Raw genomic sequence first — 22,783 nt, forward strand, 5'->3', positions numbered from 1 at the left:
ACGGAGTGTTCGACTAGCATTTCTACTAGAAGGTGCTACATATTTAACACAAGTTCGACATCTTCACAGTTCCAATATCCTTCAATGGATGCTGGTTATTTGCATTTGATTTAAACATTAAGTATGGATAACCAGACTCAAGCTGGATCATAGCGATTTTAATCAGCATATCACGTGCACTAATATCTAGTGGCTTCTTCTTCACTTTCGGATTGCTCATTAATTCATCGTACATTTCATCAATATCTATATCATCTAAATGTTTTCCGTACTCTTTAAATACTGTATAAGGCGCGAAAACATGGAAAGGTTCGTTTTTCTCAGCAAGTTCAAAGAACTTACTTGGAACGATAATTCCGATTGATAGAGACTGAATACGGCTCTTCTCATCGGCATTTATTTTTTTTGTATCAAGGAATTCAATAATATCCCAATGGAAAATGTTTAAGTATACAGCGCCGGCACCTTTTCGTTGGCCAAGTTGATTCGCATATGAAAACGAATCTTCAAGCAATTTCATAACAGGTACTACACCACTTGCGGCGTTATCAATACCTTTAATTTGCTCACCACGTGCGCGTAGCTTAGATAAGTTTAAAGCTACTCCACCACCGATTTTCGATAATTGCATTGCAGTATTAATGTTAAAGCCAATTGAATTTAAGCTATCATCCATCTCTAACAAGAAACAAGACACCATTTCTCCTCTTCTGCTTCTTCCCGCATTTAAAAAGGTTGGTGTCGCTGGTTGGTAGTTTTGTTTTACAATCATGCTTGCGAAGTGTTTTGCCTTCGCAACATCACCGCGTCCTAAGTATAATGACACAATTGCTACACGATCTTCATAGCTTTCTAAGTATTGTTTTTGATCATTCGTTTTTAACGCATAATCTTTATAGAACTTAGATGCTGCCATATAAGATTGGAACTCGAAGTTTTCACCATAAGCGATGTTATATACTCCCTCTACTTCCTCCAAGCTATACTCGTCCAGAACGTTGTAATAGTAATCGTGTTCTTTCATATACTCCATTCGCTCTGCCACGCTATTAAAATGAACGGTATTCTCTCTAGCTTCTTCCATAAAGACTTCTAACGCCTCTTTATCTTTATGAAGCTGATAAAAACCGTCCTGCATTTGCGTGATTTCATTATTCAGTTCAATGTGTCGCAATCTCCCGCACCCTTTCTTTAAAATATTCTACATCATTATTTGTTCCAGATAACTCAAATTTTGATACAATAGGCACTTCATATTTAGTAGAAATTTTGTCAGCACTTGCACCGAACATGTCTCCCCAATTACGATTGCCGCTTGCAGATACGCCTTTTAATTTTTCATTATTGCGTTCTAAAAAGTCTAAAACACGTTCCGGTACATTGCCAAAACCTGTTGTATACGTAATAAGAATAAAGTCTTCATCTAATACTAGAGCTTCATCAATTTGAACGGCCGGCATATTTAATTTGTGGATGAAACGCTTCACGTTTCCTGTCATAGAATCATATGCAACTAACATTTCCGACCCTCCCTCTCCAATATATATTCTCTGTATGTCGTTTCTTGTTTTCTCTATATATTGTATTACGTTTCAAAATAAGACACAAGATATATGTATAAAATCTTTATTTTTTTAACTTTTACTTTTCGACATGATCATCGTTTTTTTTCAATACAAAGACTATGAAACAACATTCTAAAACTCATGTCAATAAAGTGCTTTTCAAAAAAGTTGTCAACGCATTTAACCTCATTTTAAAAAAGTTAACAATATTTTTTGTCGTAAAACAGTAAATGCTGGAGGATTATATTTCTCCAGCATCACGCAAAAAAGAACAGACATTAAACGATAATCTGTTCTAAACAACGATTACATTTATCAATTTTACTTTATTAAATATTATACATACTCTTTCGTTCCTCGTTACATACTAAAAGATAACTATTATAGAAAAAGATTATTATTATGGAACTTCAATTTATTTATGAAAAAAATTATTCCGGGTGCTCAATACGCAAAATATCTTTTATAAATATATGATGTGGATTCTCATCTTTATCGAGCATTGTACATACAGGCGCTTCTTCATCAAAGTATACGATCATTCCTTCTACGTACTGATATGTATGTTGAACTTGTACAGTTACTTTAATTTCTACAGCTTCTTCATATGCTCTTTTTATTTTCTGAAGCATTTTTGCTGAACATTTTCGTTTCTCTGGATACATAACCATTCCCATAAACCTATTCCCAGCTCTATCTTTCCACATATAATCCCAATGCGGTAAAATGCCTTGTTTAAAATCGCCCATAATTCTCCTCCCCTTTATCTTCTATTTATGAACGTGGTGTTTCTGAATATGTATAAATTACCTGTCCACCGCGCTGTGCGTTCCCGATAATATGTTTAAAATCTTCTCGACTTACTACAACTTTCCTAAACGTATAAAATACATCTTTCGTTGCAACATACTCCTTTATTTCACCATTTTTCAGCTGATCCAAAATTGCATTTGCTAATTGTTCATCCATGTATTTCACCTCTCTGCAATAGTTTATTTTATCGCATCTTCTATAGGTCGACAACGGTAAATTTATCCCGTTACTATTATGTAATTCACTTTCATTATTTTTATAGCTATATCACTTTATTATTTTCGCACTAAATATCATATACTAACATAGCTACTTCTCTATATCAAACTTTTTGACGCTCTGTATAACAAAGTTCCAATCCACTGTTTGTTATTTTATTTTATGCTACAATATATGCATAGAACTAGGAGGGATACTATGATTCGGAAAGCAAAAAAGACAGATGCGATAGGAGTAGCACCTTTACTGTATAACGCTCTGCACGAAATTGCTGAAAAAATCACAGGTAGCACAGTTGAAGCAAAAGTGATACTAGGACTTGAAACATGGTTCGCAAAAGAAAATAATCGATTGAGCTATGAAAACTGTTTAGTGGCTGAACAAGATGGAAAGGTAGTTGGGGTTATTGTCGTTTATCACGGTAGTGACGCTGAACAACTTGATGCACCAATCGTACACTACTTAAGAGAACTACATGAAGACGAATCCATTACGTTAGAAAAAGAAGCTGAATTTGATGAGTATTATATTGACACGTTGTCAGTTTCAAATATGTACAGTGGACGTGGCATTGGCTCTAAATTAATCGATGCAGCTGAACTTCATGCAACTGAAAAAGGTCATGAAAAAATCGCCTTACTTGTTAATTTAGAAAACAAACGCGCTTTTTCACTATATGAAAAACTTGGTTACAAAAAAGATAACATCGTTATGCTTGTTGGTGAACCGTATGCCCATCTAATAAAACCATTACGGTCATTAGTTTCTATATCTTAAAAGGACAATTCTTTTTGCTTGTTATGTAAAGAAAGAGGCTGCCAAAGGGACAGCCTCTTTTATGTTAAATTCGTATTTAATACATTTCCATCCATTGCCTCACGAAATGTATACGTTGTACATCCCCATGGCTTTCTATGGAAAATAGGCGAACCTGACCACCCCATTGCCCTCAGTTCAGTCCCAATCATCACATTAAAATAACTATGACCTACAAGAGCAATACGTCCGTGTACGAGCGCATAGCGGTGTAACATATTAGCAGCTTGCCTTGCTCTTTCTCGTACTTCCTTATAAGACTCAACATCCTTACTATAAGCAGCTATCCATAGTGTACGTCCAATAAACATCCATACATTAGGTTTACATTTCAACCATTTTGGAGCATAAAAACCTGTCGGAATTTCAGCTTCCCTAAAAAGAGGATTTTGCACAAAAGATAAAGAATCCGTTAATTCGGTTGCTGATCGCACAGCACGCCTCTGATCACTCGTTACGACCAATTTCGCTGTTGTAATCGCCTCAATTGTTTCAATCGGTATATGAGCTTCTTTTACCGTAGTTCCTAAATCATATTGCTTCATCCATTCACGAAATGAAATAATTGTCATTGGCTCTATAGTACTGTCCAAACGACCATGACGAATAAAAGAAATTCGCATTCTTTCCACTCCCCATTCATCACTTACGAACTATATTATGTACTATTTCTTATTGCCATCATACCATGCATAAAAAGAAAGTTATATATCATTACATATCCCCACTACTATTATGCGTTATCGATGCATGCACACCATCCAGTCCATCAAAATATATAGTTGTTTCATGTTGACGCATTTTCTTCAACTGTATATAAGAAAATAAAAATAATAAAATCGCTATAAAGCTCCCCACAATTTCAAACATCATTTTACCGCCCCTAATTTCTCCTACTTTAGTAGGTCATTGTATCTTTTTTATTATACTCCCATATAAAGATGTATGCATTTTCATCATTCCTCTCCTAACAATATTTTTTTACATATTTTCTTACAAAAAGTGAATATTTTTTGAATTTTTACTTTGGAAACATTTACAAATTAGTAAATATAGTTCAAAATAAGAGGAAATAAAAAAAGCCCAAATTATTCTTTTTTGGGGAAAACTGTAACAAGGAGAGTTGCTTATGCAGATCGCAGAAACTGGAGATATCATTGAATTTAAAGGTGGAATGCAAGGCCGTGTTCAAAAAGTAAATCAAAATTCCGTTATTGTTGATTTAACAATTATGGAAAATTTCAGAGAACTAGATATGGAACCTCTTACAGTTGTAAGCCATAAAAACTATACTGTCATTAATCAACATGCATAATATAATAGAAAGAAAGGATCTGTATATCATACAGATCCTTTCTTTCTATATATATTAACGATTATCAACTGTTTCTGGATATAGATCGTGGTTCATCATACGGTAGTCTGCCATTTTCTCATACTTAGTTCCTGGGCGACCGTAATTACAGTAAGGATCGATTGAAATCCCACCACGTGGTGTAAATTTCCCCCATACCTCAATATAACGTGGATCCATTAATTTAATTAAATCATTCATAATAACGTTCATGCAATCTTCGTGGAAGTCACCATGATTTCGGAAGCTAAATAAATACAGCTTTAAAGATTTACTCTCTACCATTCTTTGTTCTGGAATGTAGCTAATATAAATTGTTGCAAAATCTGGTTGTCCTGTTTTCGGACATAAACTTGTAAATTCAGGACAATTGAATTTTACAAAGTAATCACGATTTGGATGGTTATTATCAAATACCTCTAAAATTTCTGGGCTATATTCAAATAAATATTTTGTATTTTGATTTCCTAATAATGTTACATCTTTTAAATCTTCATCTAATCTTCCTGCCATTTTAAACATCCCTTCTCATTATACGCCGCGTTTATTTCCCCATACTAACGCATGAAGCTGAGGCAATACTTTCGCATCATTCATTTCTTTACAATTAACAGCTTTTTCAATAAGCCACTCATACTTATCTAATAATTTCTTAATAAGCATTGCATCATCCACTGTTTTCGTATTATCGTTCCCTACTTGTAAGAAAAATGGTACATCCGGATAACGTTCGTGCATCTTAACTGCATATTCAAAGTCATGATCATCGAATACGACTACTTTTAAACTAATATCTTTTCCTGCTAGTTTCTGAATAACATCATCTAACTTCTGAAAATCTGTTTTCATTGTTGAACTTGGTGGTTTTGGCGAAATCGTTACCTCGTCAATTTGAAGTAACCAATCTTGCCATTTACTCCCTTGTGTTTCGATCGCCGTTCGCATCCCATTTTCTTTTAATATAGAAAGAAGCGACTCAATATTTTTCAATAAAACAGGATTTCCACCCGAAATCGTAACATGAGAGAAATTTTCTCCTCCAATTTCAACAAGCTCATTCCAAATGTCTTCCGCTGGCATTTGTCTAATTTGATCTTTCGCCGATCCATCCCACGTAAAAGCCGAATCACACCAAGCACAGCTATAATCACAGCCCGCTGTACGGATAAACATTGTCTTTTGTCCTACAACCATTCCTTCACCTTGAATGGTCGGACCAAATATTTCTAAGACGGGGATTTTACTCATCGAGCATCCACTCCCGTCTCACTTCCGCATAACTAGTCGGTGTCTCAAATAGACGAACAAATTCAACACGCGCTCCTTTGTATTCATTCGCACGATTATCTTTTGTTAATGCTTCTGCCATCTTTTCATAAATCCAAACTACCATATTTTCAGCAGTCGTATTCATTGCTGGTAATGTTTCATTTAAATAACGATGATCTAAATAAATTTCTATTTCATTTTTCCAAATTTCTTTTATATCTCCAAAGTCAATTGCAAGTCCTATTTCATTTACATATCCACTAATTCCAAATACAACTTTATATGTGTGGCCATGTAAATTTTTACATTTACCTTCATAACAGTGTAAATGGTGTGCTGCATCAAATGTAAATTCCTTGCTGACCATTACTCTTTTATTATGATATTGAAGTTGTTCACGCTGAATATCCTTGTCCATTTTTTGCAAATTTTCTACGATGCGAAATCCAAAAAAGTTATCCATTAGTTGTTCGCTCCTTCGCGTTCTTGTAAGTACGTATCTAATCCTGCTTTACGAAGTTGACATGCTGGACATTCACCGCAACCATCACCAATGATTCCGTTATAACACGTTAATGTTTTTTCTCGAACAAACTCGAATGCTCCAAGTTCATCAGATAATTTCCACGTCGCTGCTTTATCAATCCACATAAGCGGTGTATGAATAACAAACGGATAATCCATGGATAAATTTAAAGTAACGTTTAACGATTTCACAAACACGTCACGGCAATCTGGATAACCACTAAAATCAGTTTCACATACACCCGTTACAATATGACGTGCTCCAACTTGTTTTGCTAATACAGCAGCAAATGATAAGAATAATAAATTTCGTCCATCTACAAATGTAGATGGCAATTCACCTTCTTCATGTGTAATCTCCATATCCGTTCTCGTTAACGCATTTGGAGCAAGTTGATTTAATAGACTCATATCTAGTACCGTATGTTTAATTCCTAGCTCTTTCGCAATTTCCACTGCACAATCAATTTCTAACTTATGACGTTGATTGTAATTAAATGTTACAGCTTCTACTTCTGCAAACTGCTCTATCGCCCAAAATAAACATGTTGTACTATCTTGTCCACCACTAAAAACAACAACTGCTTTTTCTTTTTTCATTTCACTCATTCTCCTTCTCTACTACGAATAAGAAGAAAGAACGTTCTTGAACTGTCACAATAAAAAAACAAAACAATACCTAAGGATATTGTTGTTTCCATAGTTTTTTATAGAGGGAGTTCGCGAACCTCTCCCATGCGGTGCATGGAATTTCTTCTTTCATTGACAAAACATATTGTAACATATTGTATACTACCAGAAAAAATTTCTGATTTTTCCGCTATTTCATATCTCATTTCTCTCATTTTATAGTATGATTAATTTAATGTGAGAAGAGAGGAGGCATTCCACTGAAACTCTTTATTATTTACCTCTTTTTAAATATATTATTCATTCTCGTTACGATGCTTATATATCACTTATTTTGGAATCAAAAAGGAAAACGGTCTCCTAAATTAAATTCAGCTATATTTATTGTATTGTGTTGCCTCGCTACCATACTATGTATCACATTTGCAGCAAAAACAAATAATGGTTTTCAATTTGATATGCGTCATATCGTATTAATTGTCGGTACATTAACAGGAGGACCTATTGCTGGTGGTTCTATCTTAGTTGTATTAAACATATATCGCGTATTATTAGGAGGAGTCGGTGTTTTCCCATCCATTATTGCTTCTATTCTCCTATTTACGATTCTATTGTTAACGTACAAACTATTTAATCGCAGCTCAAATCATATAAAGATTCTACTTGCTATTTTTTATAGCATCGCCTATGGAATTGGTTGGATACCTTTTTTCCTTGCAGAAGTAGCAAATAAGACCGAGTATATACCACATATTATTGTATATGAGCTATGCACTATGATTGGTACCATTCTTATTTTGTATTTGCTACATATACTCCAAATGCAAATTCGTCTACAAAATGAACTTATGAACGCTGAAAAATTTCATTTAATCGGCGAAATGGCGGCTTCTATCTCGCATGAAATTCGTAATCCTTTAACATCTACGAAAGGTTTTTTACAACTATTGCAGTCCGGTACATGTACTGAGCAAGAACGGAAATTATATATCGATATAGCCATTAACGGTATCGAACAAGCAAATCATGTTCTTACAGACTACTTAACTTTTGCAAAACCGAGTATTGAAAAAGAACAACAATTACAAGTAGAGGATGAGTTACTTCATGCGTTATCTTTAATTACACCTCTCGCCAATTTAACAAATGTTCGTATGCATTACATAAAACAAAGTACATCTTTCTTTATAGCTGGTGAAAGGCAAAAGCTGAACCAATGCTTATTAAATATTTTAAAAAACTGCATTGAGGCTATGCCTAACGGTGGTGACCTTATTCTTACATTAGTTCCAGACCATAAACATATACAATTGTATATAAAAGATACAGGCGTTGGTATGGATCCAGAACAAGTAAAACGCCTCGGGTCCCCCTTCTACTCGACGAAAGAAAAAGGGACCGGACTCGGGATGATGGTCGTCTTCAGTGTCATTCAAGCAATGAATGGAAAAATTGATATTATTAGTGAAAAAGGAACAGGCACAACATTTTTATTAACTTTCCCAATCATACAAAAAACGTGATGAAATTCATCACGTTTTTTCTGTTCCTTCAACTAATTCTGCAAAAGCTTTCACTTTTCCATGTGGTTTTTGATTCTCTTTCCGAGCTTTCCAAGCGCGCTCTTCTTCTCTCTTTTTCTTTGACATACTTTTCAACTCCTTTTCTCTTCTCCATGTAGTATTCCAAAATGAGAAAGAAAACTATGCATGAGTAAAAAAGGAAAAGAAGCGGTTCACCGCTTCTTTTCCTTTTTCCCACTATTTGAGCGCATCCCGATTGGTAAAGAATAATAATCAATGCGGAATGCCACCCAATGATTAAAGTTTCACTTTATCGCTGTAAAATTGCATGTTTTGCTTCTTTTAACTGTGTAAGATGCCTTTGTTCGTGCAAATCCAGAAATTGAACCCATTGGTATAAATTCAAATCATTAAAAATAGGATGTTTCAATCCATTTTCAAATAATTCTTTTTCATCTATCACACTATGAAGTGCATGTAATAATTCTTGTCGTGAATGTTCTAGTAATTGAATTCCTTGCAGTTTTTTCATTAATGTCTCTGTTGGTTTCATTTGTTGAGGAGCTTCCCGTTTATATGTGCGATCAAGCGTAAGTTGGAGGTCTTTAAATGGAGCAAGCTTTCTTTCTTTTTTTTGCAAAGCATATACAAGGGCAGATGTGACAGACTGTTCAACTAAATGTAAATGATGCAAAATTTGAATAATACTCCATTTATCACGACGTGGCTTTACATTCACCTCAGTATCATTTAACATTTCAATTTCTGATAACAGCGTGCTTCGTGTAGACTGTAATGAGTGGACTAAAGTTTCTAAACTAACATCCATATTAGATTGAAGCATAATGCTTTCCCCCCTTTTGTTGGTGAAAAGAGGTGCTCCTTATTAGAAACACCTCTTAAATAATTCTGAATTTTCTTTTATTATCTCATCATTTTTCCATTATGTCGATGTTAAACATGTGAAAAAAAGCGCATGTTTTTTACAATTTTGTGTCGTCAACAGCACGTAACCACGCTTCAATTTCTGTAATTACACTTTTTACACAACCTTCAGCAAATGGCGATGTTAAATTTGCAACTTCTACTAATTCTAAGAATGATTTACTTCCACCTTGCTGACAAAGATTCACATAATCTTCCCAAGCCTCTTGTCTATTATCTCTTGCACGTTTCCAAAATTGCAGCGCACAAATTTGAGCTAACGTGTAGTCAATATAATAGAACGGTGAGCTATAAATGTGACCTTGACGTTGCCAGAAACCACCACGCTCTAAATAATCATTATCTTCATAATCACGATGTGGTAAATATTTCTTCTCTATGTTACGCCATGCTGACTTACGTTCTGCTGGCGATGCTTCTGGATTCTCATATACATAATGTTGATATTCGTCTACAGATACACCGTACGGTAAAAATAAAAGTGCTGAACTTAAGTGTGAGAAATAATATTTTTCCGCATCTTCTTCAAAGAATAACTTCATCCATGGCCATGTAAAGAATTCCATACTCATTGAATGGATTTCACACGCTTCATATGTTGGCCAATTGTATTCTGGAATTTCATACTTACGACTTTCATATACTTGGAAAGCATGACCAGCTTCATGTGTTAGTACATCAATGTCACCAGACGTTCCATTAAAGTTTGAGAAAATGAATGGCGCTTTATAATTCTCAATATATGTACAATATCCACCACCAGCTTTTCCTTTTTTCGCAACTAAATCTAATAAATCATTATCTAGCATGAAATTAAAAAATTCATCTGTTTCAGCTGATAATTCTTTATACATCGTTTTCCCGTGATTAATAATCCAATCCGCATCACCTTTTGGAGTTGGGTTACCTGTAGCAAACTCAAAGTTTTCATCATAATAAGCGAGCTTTTCTACACCAATGCGTGCTTTTTGTCTATTTCTTAACTCTGTTGCAACCGGAACGATATAATCTAATACTTGCTGGCGATAGTTCGCAACCATTTCAGCATTATAATCTGTACGATACATTCTCGCATATCCTAATTCAACAAAGTTTTTAAAACCAAGTGTTTTTGCAATTGTTGTTCTCACTTTAACAAGCTCATCATAAATACGGTCTAACTCTTCCTCATTCCCGGCTAAAAATCCGTAGTATGCTTCACTTGCTGCTTTACGTTCGCTTCTTTCTTTTCCTTGCATGAACGGAATAAGTTGTGATAATGTTCTTTCTTCTCCTGCAAAGTCAATTTTTGCAGATGCTAACAACTGTGTATATTGTGAAGACAATTTATTCTCTAATTGCAAATCTTTCACTACTTCATCTGAATATGTTTTTAAATCACATTCAGCTAAAGCAAATAATTGCTTTCCATAATACGCTTCTAATTCTTCACGGAATGGAGAATTCATTAACGCCTTATAATATTTTGTTCCGTAGCCTTGTACAACCGGGGAGTATTCATCAAAGAAATCTTGCTCTTCTTTATAAAAAGCATCTGTCGTATCAACAGAATGACGAATGTAACAAAGATTCCCCATTGTACCAAAATCATTGCGAATTTCATTGATTGAATTAATTACTTGTTTTTGTTCTTCAACTGTTTTTGCATTATCGAACTTTTCTAAAGAAACAGTAAACTTCTCTTTTAATTCTTCAATATTTGGCCGTTTATATTCATAGTCTTTAAATGACATGAACGCGCCCCCTCTCCATTATATGCATCATTACTATAATTCAATGCTTACTTACAAATATCCTCTTATTTTTCAGCAAAATACAGTAGATACTGTCATGATTACATGTAAACAAAAAAGCCTTGGATTTCTTTATCCAAAGCTCCTTTGGAACATATTGTTATTTTTCATACTTTCCAATCTTTTTTAATAGATCAAGTAATTCATCCTTTTCATCTTTCGTTAACATTTCGAAAGACTGATGTATAACTTGCTCATGCCCAGGAAAAATAGAAGCAATAAAGCTCTCTCCAGACTCCGTTAATTGTGCATAAATAACACGTCTATCATTCGGGCACGGGATTCTCTTTACTAGTCCTTTTTTCTCTAGCTTATCTACAACGTATGTAATGCTACCACTAGCTATTAAAATACGCTCACCGATTTGCTGAAGTGGTTGGCCTCCTTTATGATATAGTAGTTCTAATACAGCAAACTCAGTTGGATTTAATCCGTTACTTTGTATGGATTTATTTGTAGTATCCATAACAGAACGATGTACACGGGATAATGCAATAAATACTTTTAAAGATTGAGAAATATCTGCTCGCTCATTATTTGATGTCATACCATTTCAACCCTTCACTTAAATTCTCCACAACAAAAAGAAAAGCAATGTAGTACTTCATTACAATTTCCGAATGAATATTCACTCATCCCTTTTCCTCTCCCTAATGTAATGCAAATGATTCTTGAATAAAAACATGACAATTTTAACATAGTTTATATATAATGATAATAAAAAAGAAGGAGTACCAAATTTGAAATTCAAATTACAAAGCATAGTTTTTTACATACTGCTTGTTATACTGCCAACGATAGGGATTGGTGCCGCATTTTTTTCGTATCACACTTATCAAATGAAACAGGGAAACAAATTATCTGCTCATACTGTTCTCTTTTTATATAGAGACTATTTAGACCATCACCTTGGTGAAGCGATTTCTGCCTTAGAAATGCTCGCAAAAGTCGTAGGTACCGAGACTGGTAACATAAATGGAATTAAACAAATTGTACATGATACAGATGGAAACGATGCACGATTTTCTGGTCTATATTACGCTACACCAGAAGGAATCATTACAATCGCATCAGAAGGTGAATCAAGGCCTGTAGACGTCTCAGACCGTAAGTATATTCAAGACGCATTACAAACTAAGAAAACAACTGTATCATCTGTCATTACAGATCGCGTCCTTGGACATCAAGCTATTATGATTGCCTCGCCAATATTTAATAAACAAAAGGAACTCTCTGGGTTATTGTTAGCTAGTTTACGCTTTGACTACATTTCATCCTCTTTAAATGCTATTAAACCACAATATCATTTCGAAGTAACTGATAAACATGATGTAGTTTTTCTAACCGATGATAACAATGAAACAAGTGATGAGCATTCTAATATGCTTACTACCCCACTCCAAAGATTAAACTGGAAGGTCTCTGTTTCTCCGTTACCTATTCATCAACAAACCTTATACCAGTTAGTTTCAATAGAATGTATAGCTACTTTATTTTTAATGTCTATTTTATTTTTACTCGCTCAATATATGTTATTAAAACGGCAAACAAAACTAGAAAAACAACAAAATGAACTACAGAAGATTGAATTGGTTGGAACTTTTGCGGCTAGTACAGCTCACGAAATCCGTAATCCCCTTACTGGAATTAAAGGACTCGTTGCTCTATTAAAAGAGAAATATAGAGATGAACAGGATCAGTTCTACTTTTCAGTAATTGAACAAGAAATTGAACGTATTAATGAAATTGTAAGCGAATTTCTTATTCTTGGAAAGCCGACTGCCATCATTGAGCAAACATATGATGTAAGAACGATTCTTAATGAGGTAGCATTAATTATTCAATCTGAGGCGAATCTACATAACATTGTATTTCATTTACATTTGCCAGACCACCCTGTTCATATACTTTGCTCAAAAGACCATATGAAACAAGTGGTTTTAAACATTACAAAAAATGCAATTGAAGCTATGGCTTCTGGTGATACATTAACCATTGTAGTAACAAACAATGAAAAACACGCACAACTGCAAATTATTGATACTGGAAAGGGAATTCCAAAACATATTCAAAAACACCTCTTTCATCCGTTCTTTACTAATAAAGATACTGGAACAGGTCTTGGGCTTGTCATATGTAAACGAATTGTAGAGATGTACAACGGGCATATATTTATTGATAGTAAAGAAAACAAAGGAACGACAGTTCATATAGAGATTCCATTACACATAGTATAATTATCCTTATCCAAAAAGGATAATTATACTTATTTCATAAAACCAGCCACAAGCATTCTCCAAAAATTGCTCGATTTGCCTTCATACCCAATTTGAAAAATAGGGACCTTTATAATTGAAATCCATTTCGGTGTTTGTTTTTCTTTGTAACGCTGATACTGTACGATAAGCTTGTCCAATTCTTGACTAACTTGAATGGTCTCCATACTGTTTAATCCACTTGTTAATCCTAAATGAATCATTTCTTCACGTTTCATATGAATATCATGCGAAAGCTTTTCTAATGTGTACTTCCTTTTTACAGTAAACATCCATATCCCCCTTATTATTCTTCCATGCTCTAAACGTCTCTTCTACTTTAGCCCTTTAAGCATTTAATCCTATTTGAAGAATCAGAAAATTTAACATTTTCCCCCTGTAATTTACAAATCTTTACCCTCACTTTGAGAATTATTACAAATTATTCTATCTTTGTAAATACATTCGCAATAATAGACATTTTTTTCATCTTCTTTTTTGTAAATGCTCAGTAAACAGTGGGTTCTCTATTTTTAATGTACTTTTCTTCGACATTTTTTGTTTAATTTATGTGAAAACGCAAAACATAATGATGATTGATAAAGTGAAACTTTAATCAGTAGGGATTTTTCTCCCTCCAACTGATTATTAGCCCTCACCAATCGGGCGTTTACGGGCAGTGGATCTCCCACCTAACTTCTTTGCTCTAGCCGAATTTTGAGGTGGGAATATTACTGCCCGCAAATAGCGGGATAAAATAGAAAGGAAATATTTAAATGCGCAAATACACTATTACATTTCTCGTCTTCACCCTGTTCATACCCTTCTTCCTATTTCCTATTCAAGCAAACGCTCATACGAATAAAGTTGCTATTGTCATCGATGATTTCGGCAATAATATGAAAGGAACTGATAGGATGTTATCACTTCCTATTCCACTCACTATTGCTGTTATGCCATTTCTTCCTTCTACTAAACAAGATGCAATAGCTGCCCATAAAAAAGGGCATGAAGTTATTATACATATGCCCATGGAGCCAATTAGAGGAAAAAAAGAGTGGCTTGGACCGAAAGCGATTACAACAGATTTAAGCGATGAAGAAATAAACAATCGACTCGAACAAGCAATTCAAGAAATACCTCATGCAATAGGAATGAACAATCATATGGGATCAAAAGTAACCGCTGATGAAAGGATTGTACGTCTTATACTTTCTGCCTGTAAAAAACACGGTTTATTTTATTTAGATAGTAAAACAAATCCTAATAGTGTTGTCCCAAAAATCGGTAAAGAATTAGGGGTGCCTATCATTGAAAATCAATTATTTTTTGATGATGTATATACGACAAGTCATATTTCAAGACAAGCCCAATTACTCATCAAAAAAATTCAAGAAAAACCAATCATGGTAGCTATCGGGCACGTTGGTCCTCCAGGTGAAATTACATCACGTGTTATTGAAACTTCTATTCCTAAAGTTCGCGAACATGCAGACTTCATTTTTTTATCTGATTTAGTATTATCTCCACCTCCTGTTTCAAAATAAGATTCATTTCTCGTACTAAAAAAGGTAGCTATCTACATATAACAGATAGCTACCTTTCCTTTTTAACTTAAATATGATCTACATGACTCACCCTAAATCCCTTTTTCTCTATCTTTTCAATTAATTGCTTTAATCTTTTTTCATTTAACTCATCTGATATATTTACGATAATACGGCGAATATATTGATCACCATTATCAAGCGTAAACAGTCCACCTATATTGTATGCCTTTAACAATGTCCCCAGCTCTTTAATTGTTCCCTTACAATCTTGTGTTGCAATTGTTAATATATAACCACCCGTCCGCATACCGAATGAATCTTCAATAACATCAAATACATTAGAATGTGTTAAAATACCGACAAATTCATTATATTCATTTAAAACCGCTAAAAACGGGAGACGACGAATCACGTAAAAAGCTCTAAAAAAAGAATCCTTTTCAAAAATAAACGAATTTGAATCTTCCAGCACATCTCCTGTACTTACATGCTCTAATCCGCTATTACACTTCTTCTCTAAAAGATCTACTTTATAAATAATCCCCGTGAATTCCTTCTCATCTTCTGCTAATACGGGGATCGCCCGAAATCCCGTTTCATTCATAATTTGCAAAGCCTTTTCACCAGAATCATTCGTTTTGCAAAATGTCACCTGCTGTTTTGGCAGAAAATGATATTTAACTCGCAAAATATGTTCCTCCTTACATGTCAACATGTAATCTATATATAATAAGGAGACCTATATTTTATGAGTGAAATTTACTTTTAAAACGCTTTCATTTTTATATAATGGTAACCACTATGAATACACCTTTATATAACAGAACTTTTTGCCCCTTTTATCATTAAAAGCTTTACGTGATAGTTCATTAAATATTCTATACCTTCCAACCATTTTTTCGCTTCTTCTGGTGATTTTCCCCACACGATCATTCCATAATTATGAACAAGGACTACTCCTCCACCTTCAGTAAAATTCGGAACATTACTCTCCAATAAATCAGCGAATTTTTTTTCATCTTCTACAATTGGAATTGTCATTTCTGTAATGCCTTCTTTGCCAAAAACACGTTCCACGCTGCGTTTTTCGAATGTTACTTCTCCTTCTTTCCCATATAGCTCTGACATTAAATGACTATCTACAGTCTGTACTTGTAAAATGCATTCTGCACTGCTTTTTTTATAAATATCCGCATGCATAAACGACTCTGAAGCTGGTTTTTCTTCGTTTTCAAATACTGGCTCACACATGCAATTTACTACAATAAAATCTTCTTCAGAAAATACTCCTTTATCTCTTCCCTCTACATTCACCAAAAATGTTAATGGCTCTTTTGACGTACACATCGATAAACTAATTTTTGTACCATAAAACCAATCGCGAAGTGCCAGTTCTGCCTTCACATCTTTTAATTCGTTCCATCTCTTCAGAAAAAATAACATTTCGTCACCCCCGGCGTAATATTAATATAATGTTCAAATCCTTTATATGTAAAAGGAATGTTTTTTGATTATTCTAAAAATTTAATTGAATTATCACACGAGAATGCCTTTTTGTCAATATGGTTTCAGCACCTATCGGAAAAATAGACATATCACCTATAAGCACTCCTGTCTATTTCTTACTTGATTTTGTACATATAAAAAATACGTTATTCTTCTTATTAAAGAATAACGTATTTTTCTCATTTATTTATTTTTTTATTGCCTTATACAAAAATTGTGCATATTGTTCACGTGTTACGAAATTATCCCCTAAAAAGTTCCCATTCCCATCACCTTTTGATATATTATTATCCTCTAAAGCTTTCACATATCCTTCTGCCCAATGACCAGTTGGTACGTCTTTAAAGTTCTCCAAATTACTTTCATTTGCTTTTAACTGAAATACTTTTTGTAATACTACTGACATCTCGTACCTAGTTAATACTCCTTCTGGACGAAACTTCCCTGTACCATCTCCTTGCATAATTCCAGCTTGTGCAACTGTAGCAATATCTTGCTCAAACATATGCCCTTTCGTATCTGTAAACATTTCTTTCTGCTCTACTTTATCTTCTAATTTCAAGTACCTTTGTACTAAAGATGCAACTTGTCCACGGGTAATATTATCCCCAAATCCAAATTGTCCATTTCCATATCCTTTAAAAATATTTTCTTTTGCTAAATAATTAATTGCTTCTTCTGACCAATGTCCTTTTGGTACATCTTTAAATTCTACTACTTCTACTTTTTCATCTTCTTTAGAAGTGTTATCTCCTTTACTTTCTACTACATTTTGAATTACAGATCCTGTAAAGAAGATTCCTGTATCCGCAAATGGATCTTTCACTCCAAATTCATATACTTTCTCACCTGGTGTACTCCATTTCACTACACCATTACTATACGTACCACCATCACTCTTCAGACGGATTTTTGTAGATACCTCGCCGTCTTTCTCGTATATAGGTACTTTTACTTCTTTATTTACTTCTGTATCCTCTAAAAAGACTTTTTGGTTTTGAACATTAATATAAGCTTTCTTACTTAGTTCTATTACTGGTCTAACATCGCGGATTTCATTTGCAACAAAACTTAAATATACTAACTTATTCAAATTACTAACTGGCGATAAGTCTGAAATAAAATTTGCTTCTAAATCAAGCTTTTGTAAGTTTACTAGATTTGATAATGGAGTAATATCCTTTAACTCATTATTAGGTAAATCTAATTCTGTAAGCTGAGTCATTTTAGCAAGTGGTGTCACATCTTCAATTTGATTTTTCCCGATAAATAATTTATTTAATTGATTCATTTGATCAATACCCGATAAATCTTTAACCTTATTACGCGTTAATACTAAGTCCTTTAAAGGTAATGAATATAACGGTTTAATATCTTCAATTTGATTACCTGCTAAAGTTAAGTATGTTACATTTTTCAACGCGCTTAATGGAGCAACATTCGTAATTTTATTATTTGCTAAATTCAAGTAATCTAGTTGTTCTATTTTCGCTAATGCTGTTACATCTTCTATTTGGTTGCCTGATAGATATAAACTTTTTACATTTTTCATTTCAATTAGTGGTGCAACGTTTGTAATTTTATTATTACTCAAATCAAGAGATTCTAAATTATCCATCTTAACAAGTGGTGTTACATCTGAAAATTCATTACCACGCAAAGCTAAATGATTTAATTGCTTTAAATTCGCAAAGAACGACGGATCTTTTATCTTCGCATTCGCAACTGTTAAAGATTTTAAATTTGGCATATATTTTAATGCACTATAATCAAGAATCTCATTCGTGTTTAAAAACAAGTCCTTTACTTGTAATAACTCTTCTTTCGTAATTGGTGTATTTAAATCTTTTCTATTAAATACTTTTTTATTAACAAGTTCTCTTAATTTGTTATCTGTTATCATATTTTGATTATCAACTGGATTATCTGTTTCCGTATTGCCTGAATTAGAGTTATCATCTGGTTTCTCTGTTTCTTTGTCGCTTACAGTTGGATCTTTAATTTCAAATTGAACTTGATATTTGTGATCGTATCCAATATCTGGAATAAGTATATGCATTTGCATATTATGCTTCTTCTCAAATTCACCAATTTCAAATTGAACTACTTTCGTCCCATTTTTCCTCTTATCTTCTGACAAAACTTTTACATCATGAAATACACCAGGCTGGTTTCTATCTTCTATTCTAAGATATTGAAAATAATCGCTATCTTGCACTGTTACAGTAACAATTTTTTTCCCGTCTTCAATTGCTACTTTAGGATTTTTTATGTACTGAGAAACCATAGATGGCTCATCTTTTTGATCCTTATATATTTTAATCTCAGTATCATACGTGCGATCACTGGCTGCTGCTAACGACTGGTTTGCTTCAATTTTTATTGCTGCTAACGCTGGAGTAGAATACGCAGCAAATGGAATAGCCAATGTGGTTGCTACTACTAGAGCTTTAATATAACTTTTTTTCAAAATAATATCCCCTTGTCTTATATATATTTTAATTGATAATACCTATCAATTACCAACATAATAAATGATAATGAATCTCATTATCATTGTCAATGAGAATATTACATTGAGTTTATATTTCTATAGATAAAAAATTAAAAACCCTTTACTCAAAGGGCTTTTTTACCTATCGTATGAAGAATTTCACTTTTTTCCTTTTCATTAATAACACCAATTTTTTGCAAAATGTTTGCATACAATACAAGTTTATTATATATCCGTTCTGACATACTTCCCCTTCTTTCCTTCGACCAACTTTTTTTGTATTGGTAAATTATATGAACGAGATGAGAAAATGTGTCCACTTTTTGCATAAATACAAATCTTTTATTTTGTTACTTGCTGATAGTAAAACTCCCACCTAAAAATTAGGCGGGAGTCTAGATGTATTCAATTCATTTAGCACATTGTCCATTGAATATTATGCTTTTTGACTTCTTCTTCAAAACTATAAGGCATTTTCTTATCACAAATGACATGTTGAATATGAGAAAATGCTGCTATTCTATAATTCCCTTTTACGCCTACCTTTGTATGATCACATAAAATAAATGTTTTCTCAGCTAGCTTAATCATCGCTTCTGAAAGTTTCGCCTTTTCTAATTCAAAGCTAGAAACCCCAAAGTCTGGCAACAACCCATCAATCGAAACGAATGCTTTATGAAAATGAAATTGATGGATTACTTGCTGTGAAATAGACCCTGACACCCGTGAATGTTTTGGAGATACTTTTCCACCAATAAATAAAACCTCACCGTGAAACATCTTTTTATTAATAGAAGATATTAATTGTGTCGCTACTGGGAAAGAGCTCGTAACAATCGTCAAATTTTTACGATGAACAAGATACGGTACCATTTGAAGTGGTGTACTTCCATCATCAATTGCAATAACATCTCCATCTTCTACAAACGTTGCTGCCTTATACCCAATTCTTTTCTTTTCTTCTATATGCAGCATCTCTCGTTCTAACATTGGTGCCTCTATTCCAGCTCCCGGAAGTTGAACGGCTCCACCATACACTTTCTTCAACTTTTTTTCACGATCTAATTCTTCTAAATACCGGCGAATCGTCTCTGTTGATACAGCAAACTCTCTCGCTAATTCTGAAACTTTTACTTTCCCTTTAAACTCTACCTTCTCAAGAATTGTTCGCTTTCTTTCTTCACCTACTACAGACATAGCCTCACCCCATTTATATCTACCTCATAAACTGCCTTACTTATACAAAGTTATAATTTTCTTTGTAAGTAGAAACCTCTTCATGAATATGAATACCACGCTTTTCTAATTCGTCAAAAATGATTTGTGGATTTTCAAAAGCTTCTTCAGGAGTAATAACGCCGACTTTATTAACTACTCCTTTTGCAATTAACTCTGTGGCGACTCCGAATGGGATTCCAACATTTCTTGTATAAGCTCTTAATTTCTCCCAACCTACTACAGAACCGTCAGATAGCGGATGTGTATGATATAACACATGCCTTTGTTTTTGATTATTTTTCATACCTACTACTTCTACATGAAGTGCATAACCATAAAGTTCTGTTTCTTGTCCTTCTTTCGATTTTAGTAGATACTTCGAAATACAATCCATAATACCTATTTCTTCACCATTTATTTCAATTTGATCATTACGCAATATACCATAATCATATAAAGCACGAATGAGCTGCATATTTTGCTCAGGCCAAGTACCTCTCGTTTCTATCAGCCCAACACCTTTGTCCTCCAGCGCCTTCGCCAACGTAATCGTTTCTGAATGCGGGATTATATACTGCGTTGTTTTTCCGTAAGGCGCTGGTAATTCAATTTCTCTTGGGCGCGCAAACGGAGGTACTTGCTGAAATTCACCGCCTTCATACACTGTACGCGATGGTAAATGTGGATCATATTCATATGTCGTTGTTTCTGTAATTGATGCTGAAAAAGCAATTGGGCGATATGAGCCATGGCTTACTCGAACTGACTCTACAGTATCTAGCTGATTTGCTGCATGCATAGCCATCATTTGCGTTACACCTGGCGTCATACCAAAACCAGGTAAACATGTTTTTCCGTTTTGAACAAATATAGAATGGGATTCATTCTCTTCACCAAATCCATTCAAGTTCACACCGTGACAGCCGGCATCTGCAATACAACGAGTGGACAATCCATTTAACTTTATCGTCGTGCCGTCCATTACAATGTCATAGCCTTTCATTTTTGCAACAGTATCCTCATGATTTGTCACATCGACTTTTACAAAATCAACGCGAGGATCATTTAACCACTCTACTATTTTTCGGCCTTCCTCTTCATTAAAATCGGCGACCGTAATCGTCTCAAAAGATGAAAATTGAACTAAATCTAAAATTGCTTCACGACAAATTTTACCTGCTCCACCTAAGCAAAATACTTTCACCCTATAACAACCCCTTTAGCAATACTATCAACTAAACGATTAATGTCTTCTTCATGTACATCACCGATATTTCCAATACGGAACGTATCTACTTTCGAAATTTTCCCTGGGTAAATAACAAATCCGTACTGCTTTAATTCGTTATATAATTGCTGAAATTCAAATCCTGCTTCTGGATAAATGAAAGATGTAATAATAGGAGATTGATATTTTTCATCTACTAGTGGCTTAAATCCGATTTCTTTCATTCTATTCACTAATAGTTTTTGATTGTTATAATATCGATTGTAACGTGCTCTTACTCCGCCCTCTTTTTCTAGTTCCAGGAGCGCTTGATAAAAAGCGTGTACAACATGTGTAGGTGACGTAAAACGCCATTTTCCATTTTGATTTTCCATCGTTTCCCACTGATCGTATAAATCTAAAGATAATGAACGTGCCTGTCCTTGACACTTCAACAATTCATCACGCTTTGCGATAACAAAGCCGAATCCAGGTACACCTTGAATACACTTATTCGCACTACTAATTAGAAAGTCAATTTGCATCTCAGCGATATCTATTTCAATACCGCCGAAACTACTCATCGCGTCAACCAGTGTAACTTTTCCGTATTGTTTTCCCAATTTACATACGTCTACAATTGGATTAATAATACCTGTAGTTGTTTCACAATGAACAACTACAATATGTGTAATCTCTTTATCTTGTTGCAATAACTGTTCTACTTCTGCAATATTAGTAGGCTCCCACTCTTCTGTTTGACTGGCCACCACATCTATATGTAACATCTCTGCCATTTGTACAATCCGCTTACCATACGCACCATTTGTACAAACTAGCAGCTTTCCGTTTGTAGGAATAACAGAACCGATTACTGCTTCAACCGAAAACGTACCGCTTCCCTGCATTAAAACTGTTGTGTACTTTTCTTCTTCCTTTGTTGCTAACGATACAAGCCTATTTCTTACATCTTGCACCATCGTGTTATATTCAACATCCCACGTACACCAATCATATAACATAACTTCTTTTACAGTTTTTGTTGTCGTTAATGGTCCTGGCGTTAATAATAAGTAGTGATTTTCATTCATGATCCTATGC

25 protein-coding genes, 1 pseudogene and 1 riboswitch are annotated in these 22,783 nt (G+C 34.1%); of the genes and pseudogenes, 5 read left to right on the plus strand and 21 right to left on the minus strand.

Annotated elements, in window-relative coordinates:
* Positions 1–46 precede the first annotated feature (46 nt).
* From JDS80_RS08595 to JDS80_RS08610, 4 genes and pseudogenes are all read right to left on the minus strand, one after another.
* Positions 47–1,174 (minus strand): annotated as a pseudogene (locus JDS80_RS08595) (ribonucleotide reductase N-terminal alpha domain-containing protein); the annotation flags it as partial.
* Positions 1,161–1,520, minus strand: a complete 360-nt coding sequence (nrdI, locus tag JDS80_RS08600; RefSeq protein WP_000959445.1) for a class Ib ribonucleoside-diphosphate reductase assembly flavoprotein NrdI — start codon at positions 1,518–1,520, stop codon at positions 1,161–1,163. The gene nrdI and the pseudogene JDS80_RS08595, both read right to left, overlap by 14 nt.
* Positions 1,521–1,996: 476 nt before the next feature.
* Entirely contained in the window at positions 1,997–2,314 is a 318-nt protein-coding gene (locus tag JDS80_RS08605; RefSeq protein WP_071770217.1) for a hypothetical protein, read from the minus strand.
* Between the two features lie 25 nt (positions 2,315–2,339).
* Positions 2,340–2,534, minus strand: a complete 195-nt coding sequence (locus JDS80_RS08610) for a hypothetical protein (protein ID WP_000344282.1) — start codon at positions 2,532–2,534, stop codon at positions 2,340–2,342.
* Between the two features lie 261 nt (positions 2,535–2,795).
* Between JDS80_RS08610 and JDS80_RS08615 the strand changes: the two genes are divergently transcribed.
* Positions 2,796–3,374: a GNAT family N-acetyltransferase gene (locus tag JDS80_RS08615; RefSeq protein WP_199638026.1), complete on the plus strand. Its 579-nt coding sequence runs from the start codon at positions 2,796–2,798 to the stop codon at positions 3,372–3,374.
* A gap of 59 nt (positions 3,375–3,433) precedes the next feature.
* Here the strand turns inward: JDS80_RS08615 and JDS80_RS08620 are convergent, their stop codons facing one another.
* Together JDS80_RS08620 and JDS80_RS08625 are read right to left on the minus strand one after the other, a co-directional pair.
* Positions 3,434–4,036 carry a histidine phosphatase family protein gene (locus JDS80_RS08620; RefSeq protein ID WP_071770218.1) on the minus strand — a complete coding sequence of 201 codons (603 nt, stop codon included), beginning with the start codon at positions 4,034–4,036 and terminating at the stop codon, positions 3,434–3,436.
* 91 nt (positions 4,037–4,127) lie between these two features.
* Complete coding sequence (locus JDS80_RS08625; protein WP_199638028.1) at positions 4,128–4,286, minus strand: hypothetical protein; 159 nt, start codon at positions 4,284–4,286, stop codon at positions 4,128–4,130.
* Positions 4,287–4,542: 256 nt separating this feature from the next.
* Between JDS80_RS08625 and JDS80_RS08630 the strand changes: the two genes are divergently transcribed.
* Entirely contained in the window at positions 4,543–4,728 is a 186-nt protein-coding gene (locus tag JDS80_RS08630; RefSeq protein ID WP_001165083.1) for a YkvS family protein, read from the plus strand.
* Between the two features lie 54 nt (positions 4,729–4,782).
* On the opposite strand, the gene queF is transcribed toward JDS80_RS08630, so the two are convergent.
* The 4 genes from queF to queC are packed head-to-tail and all read right to left on the minus strand — an operon-like array spanning position 4,783 to position 7,161.
* The gene (queF, locus tag JDS80_RS08635) at positions 4,783–5,280 is read right to left on the minus strand and encodes a preQ(1) synthase (RefSeq protein ID WP_000918893.1); all 498 of its coding nucleotides are present in this window, start codon (positions 5,278–5,280) and stop codon (positions 4,783–4,785) included.
* Positions 5,281–5,298: 18 nt separating this feature from the next.
* Entirely contained in the window at positions 5,299–6,015 is a 717-nt protein-coding gene (gene queE / locus JDS80_RS08640; protein WP_199638030.1) for a 7-carboxy-7-deazaguanine synthase QueE, read from the minus strand.
* The gene (gene queD / locus JDS80_RS08645) at positions 6,008–6,499 is read right to left on the minus strand and encodes a 6-carboxytetrahydropterin synthase QueD (protein ID WP_071744771.1); all 492 of its coding nucleotides are present in this window, start codon (positions 6,497–6,499) and stop codon (positions 6,008–6,010) included. The genes queE and queD overlap by 8 nt, the downstream gene beginning before the upstream one ends.
* Positions 6,499–7,161, minus strand: a complete 663-nt coding sequence (queC, locus tag JDS80_RS08650; RefSeq protein ID WP_071744770.1) for a 7-cyano-7-deazaguanine synthase QueC — start codon at positions 7,159–7,161, stop codon at positions 6,499–6,501. The genes queD and queC overlap by 1 nt, the downstream gene beginning before the upstream one ends.
* A 93-nt stretch (positions 7,162–7,254) precedes the next feature.
* Positions 7,255–7,298: riboswitch (PreQ1 riboswitch) on the minus strand.
* Between the two features lie 207 nt (positions 7,299–7,505).
* Here queC and JDS80_RS08655 point away from each other — a divergent pair.
* Positions 7,506–8,714, plus strand: coding sequence for an ATP-binding protein (locus JDS80_RS08655; RefSeq protein WP_071770220.1), 1,209 nt, complete (start codon positions 7,506–7,508; stop codon positions 8,712–8,714).
* Between the two features lie 9 nt (positions 8,715–8,723).
* On the opposite strand, the gene JDS80_RS31385 is transcribed toward JDS80_RS08655, so the two are convergent.
* From JDS80_RS31385 to JDS80_RS08670, 4 genes are all read right to left on the minus strand, one after another.
* Positions 8,724–8,840 carry a DUF6254 family protein gene (locus tag JDS80_RS31385; protein WP_000038354.1) on the minus strand — a complete coding sequence of 39 codons (117 nt, stop codon included), beginning with the start codon at positions 8,838–8,840 and terminating at the stop codon, positions 8,724–8,726.
* A 184-nt stretch (positions 8,841–9,024) separates the two neighbouring features.
* Entirely contained in the window at positions 9,025–9,558 is a 534-nt protein-coding gene (locus JDS80_RS08660; RefSeq protein ID WP_000941980.1) for a DinB family protein, read from the minus strand.
* A gap of 139 nt (positions 9,559–9,697) precedes the next feature.
* Entirely contained in the window at positions 9,698–11,392 is a 1,695-nt protein-coding gene (locus tag JDS80_RS08665) for a M3 family oligoendopeptidase (protein WP_071744768.1), read from the minus strand.
* Positions 11,393–11,552: 160 nt separating this feature from the next.
* On the minus strand, positions 11,553–11,999 hold the full coding sequence (locus tag JDS80_RS08670) for a MarR family winged helix-turn-helix transcriptional regulator (RefSeq protein WP_071744767.1): 447 nt from the start codon (positions 11,997–11,999) through the stop codon (positions 11,553–11,555).
* A gap of 193 nt (positions 12,000–12,192) precedes the next feature.
* On the opposite strand from JDS80_RS08670, the gene JDS80_RS08675 reads away from it, so the two are divergent.
* Positions 12,193–13,689, plus strand: coding sequence for an ATP-binding protein (locus JDS80_RS08675; protein WP_199638032.1), 1,497 nt, complete (start codon positions 12,193–12,195; stop codon positions 13,687–13,689).
* A 29-nt stretch (positions 13,690–13,718) separates the two neighbouring features.
* Here JDS80_RS08675 and JDS80_RS08680 read toward each other — a convergent pair whose 3' ends face one another.
* Positions 13,719–14,000 (minus strand): aspartyl-phosphate phosphatase Spo0E family protein, encoded by a 282-nt coding sequence (locus tag JDS80_RS08680; protein WP_071770223.1) that lies wholly within the window; start codon positions 13,998–14,000, stop codon positions 13,719–13,721.
* A gap of 483 nt (positions 14,001–14,483) precedes the next feature.
* On the opposite strand from JDS80_RS08680, the gene JDS80_RS08685 reads away from it, so the two are divergent.
* Positions 14,484–15,254: a divergent polysaccharide deacetylase family protein gene (locus tag JDS80_RS08685; protein WP_199638034.1), complete on the plus strand. Its 771-nt coding sequence runs from the start codon at positions 14,484–14,486 to the stop codon at positions 15,252–15,254.
* Positions 15,255–15,321: 67 nt separating this feature from the next.
* Here the strand turns inward: JDS80_RS08685 and cbpA are convergent, their stop codons facing one another.
* The 6 genes from cbpA to phnW form a co-directional block, all read right to left on the minus strand.
* Positions 15,322–15,945, minus strand: a complete 624-nt coding sequence (gene cbpA / locus JDS80_RS08690) for a cyclic di-AMP binding protein CbpA (protein WP_071744763.1) — start codon at positions 15,943–15,945, stop codon at positions 15,322–15,324.
* Positions 15,946–16,070: 125 nt separating this feature from the next.
* Entirely contained in the window at positions 16,071–16,700 is a 630-nt protein-coding gene (locus JDS80_RS08695) for a class II aldolase/adducin family protein (protein WP_199638036.1), read from the minus strand.
* A 250-nt stretch (positions 16,701–16,950) separates the two neighbouring features.
* Positions 16,951–19,233 (minus strand): NEAT domain-containing leucine-rich repeat protein, encoded by a 2,283-nt coding sequence (locus JDS80_RS08700; RefSeq protein WP_199638038.1) that lies wholly within the window; start codon positions 19,231–19,233, stop codon positions 16,951–16,953.
* 438 nt (positions 19,234–19,671) lie between these two features.
* The gene (locus JDS80_RS08705) at positions 19,672–20,454 is read right to left on the minus strand and encodes a DeoR/GlpR family DNA-binding transcription regulator (protein ID WP_199638040.1); all 783 of its coding nucleotides are present in this window, start codon (positions 20,452–20,454) and stop codon (positions 19,672–19,674) included.
* 40 nt (positions 20,455–20,494) lie between these two features.
* Entirely contained in the window at positions 20,495–21,679 is a 1,185-nt protein-coding gene (locus JDS80_RS08710) for a saccharopine dehydrogenase C-terminal domain-containing protein (RefSeq protein ID WP_199638042.1), read from the minus strand.
* Positions 21,676–22,773 (minus strand): 2-aminoethylphosphonate--pyruvate transaminase, encoded by a 1,098-nt coding sequence (phnW, locus tag JDS80_RS08715; RefSeq protein WP_199638044.1) that lies wholly within the window; start codon positions 22,771–22,773, stop codon positions 21,676–21,678. The genes JDS80_RS08710 and phnW overlap by 4 nt, the downstream gene beginning before the upstream one ends.
* Between the last annotated feature and the right edge of the window lie 10 nt (positions 22,774–22,783).

Source organism: Bacillus cereus group sp. N8, assembly GCF_016483685.1.
GTDB classification, from domain to species: Bacteria; Bacillota; Bacilli; order Bacillales; family Bacillaceae_G; genus Bacillus_A; species Bacillus_A proteolyticus.

Bases quoted from the DNA above. Each gene is read 5' to 3' on its own strand.
- nrdI (WP_000959445.1), bottom strand. From the start codon at position 1,520: ATGTTAGTTGCATATGATTCTATGACAGGAAACGTGAAGCGTTTCATC.
- JDS80_RS08605 (WP_071770217.1), bottom strand. From the start codon at position 2,314: ATGGGCGATTTTAAACAAGGCATTTTACCGCATTGGGATTATATGTGG.
- JDS80_RS08610 (WP_000344282.1), bottom strand. From the start codon at position 2,534: ATGGATGAACAATTAGCAAATGCAATTTTGGATCAGCTGAAAAATGGT.
- JDS80_RS08615 (WP_199638026.1), top strand. From the start codon at position 2,796: ATGATTCGGAAAGCAAAAAAGACAGATGCGATAGGAGTAGCACCTTTA.
- JDS80_RS08620 (WP_071770218.1), bottom strand. From the start codon at position 4,036: ATGCGAATTTCTTTTATTCGTCATGGTCGTTTGGACAGTACTATAGAG.
- JDS80_RS08625 (WP_199638028.1), bottom strand. From the start codon at position 4,286: ATGATGTTTGAAATTGTGGGGAGCTTTATAGCGATTTTATTATTTTTA.
- JDS80_RS08630 (WP_001165083.1), top strand. From the start codon at position 4,543: ATGCAGATCGCAGAAACTGGAGATATCATTGAATTTAAAGGTGGAATG.
- queF (WP_000918893.1), bottom strand. From the start codon at position 5,280: ATGGCAGGAAGATTAGATGAAGATTTAAAAGATGTAACATTATTAGGA.
- queE (WP_199638030.1), bottom strand. From the start codon at position 6,015: ATGAGTAAAATCCCCGTCTTAGAAATATTTGGTCCGACCATTCAAGGT.
- queD (WP_071744771.1), bottom strand. From the start codon at position 6,499: ATGGATAACTTTTTTGGATTTCGCATCGTAGAAAATTTGCAAAAAATG.
- queC (WP_071744770.1), bottom strand. From the start codon at position 7,161: ATGAAAAAAGAAAAAGCAGTTGTTGTTTTTAGTGGTGGACAAGATAGT.
- JDS80_RS08655 (WP_071770220.1), top strand. From the start codon at position 7,506: ATGCTTATATATCACTTATTTTGGAATCAAAAAGGAAAACGGTCTCCT.
- JDS80_RS31385 (WP_000038354.1), bottom strand. From the start codon at position 8,840: ATGTCAAAGAAAAAGAGAGAAGAAGAGCGCGCTTGGAAAGCTCGGAAA.
- JDS80_RS08660 (WP_000941980.1), bottom strand. From the start codon at position 9,558: ATGCTTCAATCTAATATGGATGTTAGTTTAGAAACTTTAGTCCACTCA.
- JDS80_RS08665 (WP_071744768.1), bottom strand. From the start codon at position 11,392: ATGTCATTTAAAGACTATGAATATAAACGGCCAAATATTGAAGAATTA.
- JDS80_RS08670 (WP_071744767.1), bottom strand. From the start codon at position 11,999: ATGACATCAAATAATGAGCGAGCAGATATTTCTCAATCTTTAAAAGTA.
- JDS80_RS08680 (WP_071770223.1), bottom strand. From the start codon at position 14,000: ATGTTTACTGTAAAAAGGAAGTACACATTAGAAAAGCTTTCGCATGAT.
- JDS80_RS08685 (WP_199638034.1), top strand. From the start codon at position 14,484: ATGCGCAAATACACTATTACATTTCTCGTCTTCACCCTGTTCATACCC.
- JDS80_RS08695 (WP_199638036.1), bottom strand. From the start codon at position 16,700: ATGTTATTTTTTCTGAAGAGATGGAACGAATTAAAAGATGTGAAGGCA.
- JDS80_RS08705 (WP_199638040.1), bottom strand. From the start codon at position 20,454: ATGTCTGTAGTAGGTGAAGAAAGAAAGCGAACAATTCTTGAGAAGGTA.
- phnW (WP_199638044.1), bottom strand. From the start codon at position 22,773: ATGAATGAAAATCACTACTTATTATTAACGCCAGGACCATTAACGACA.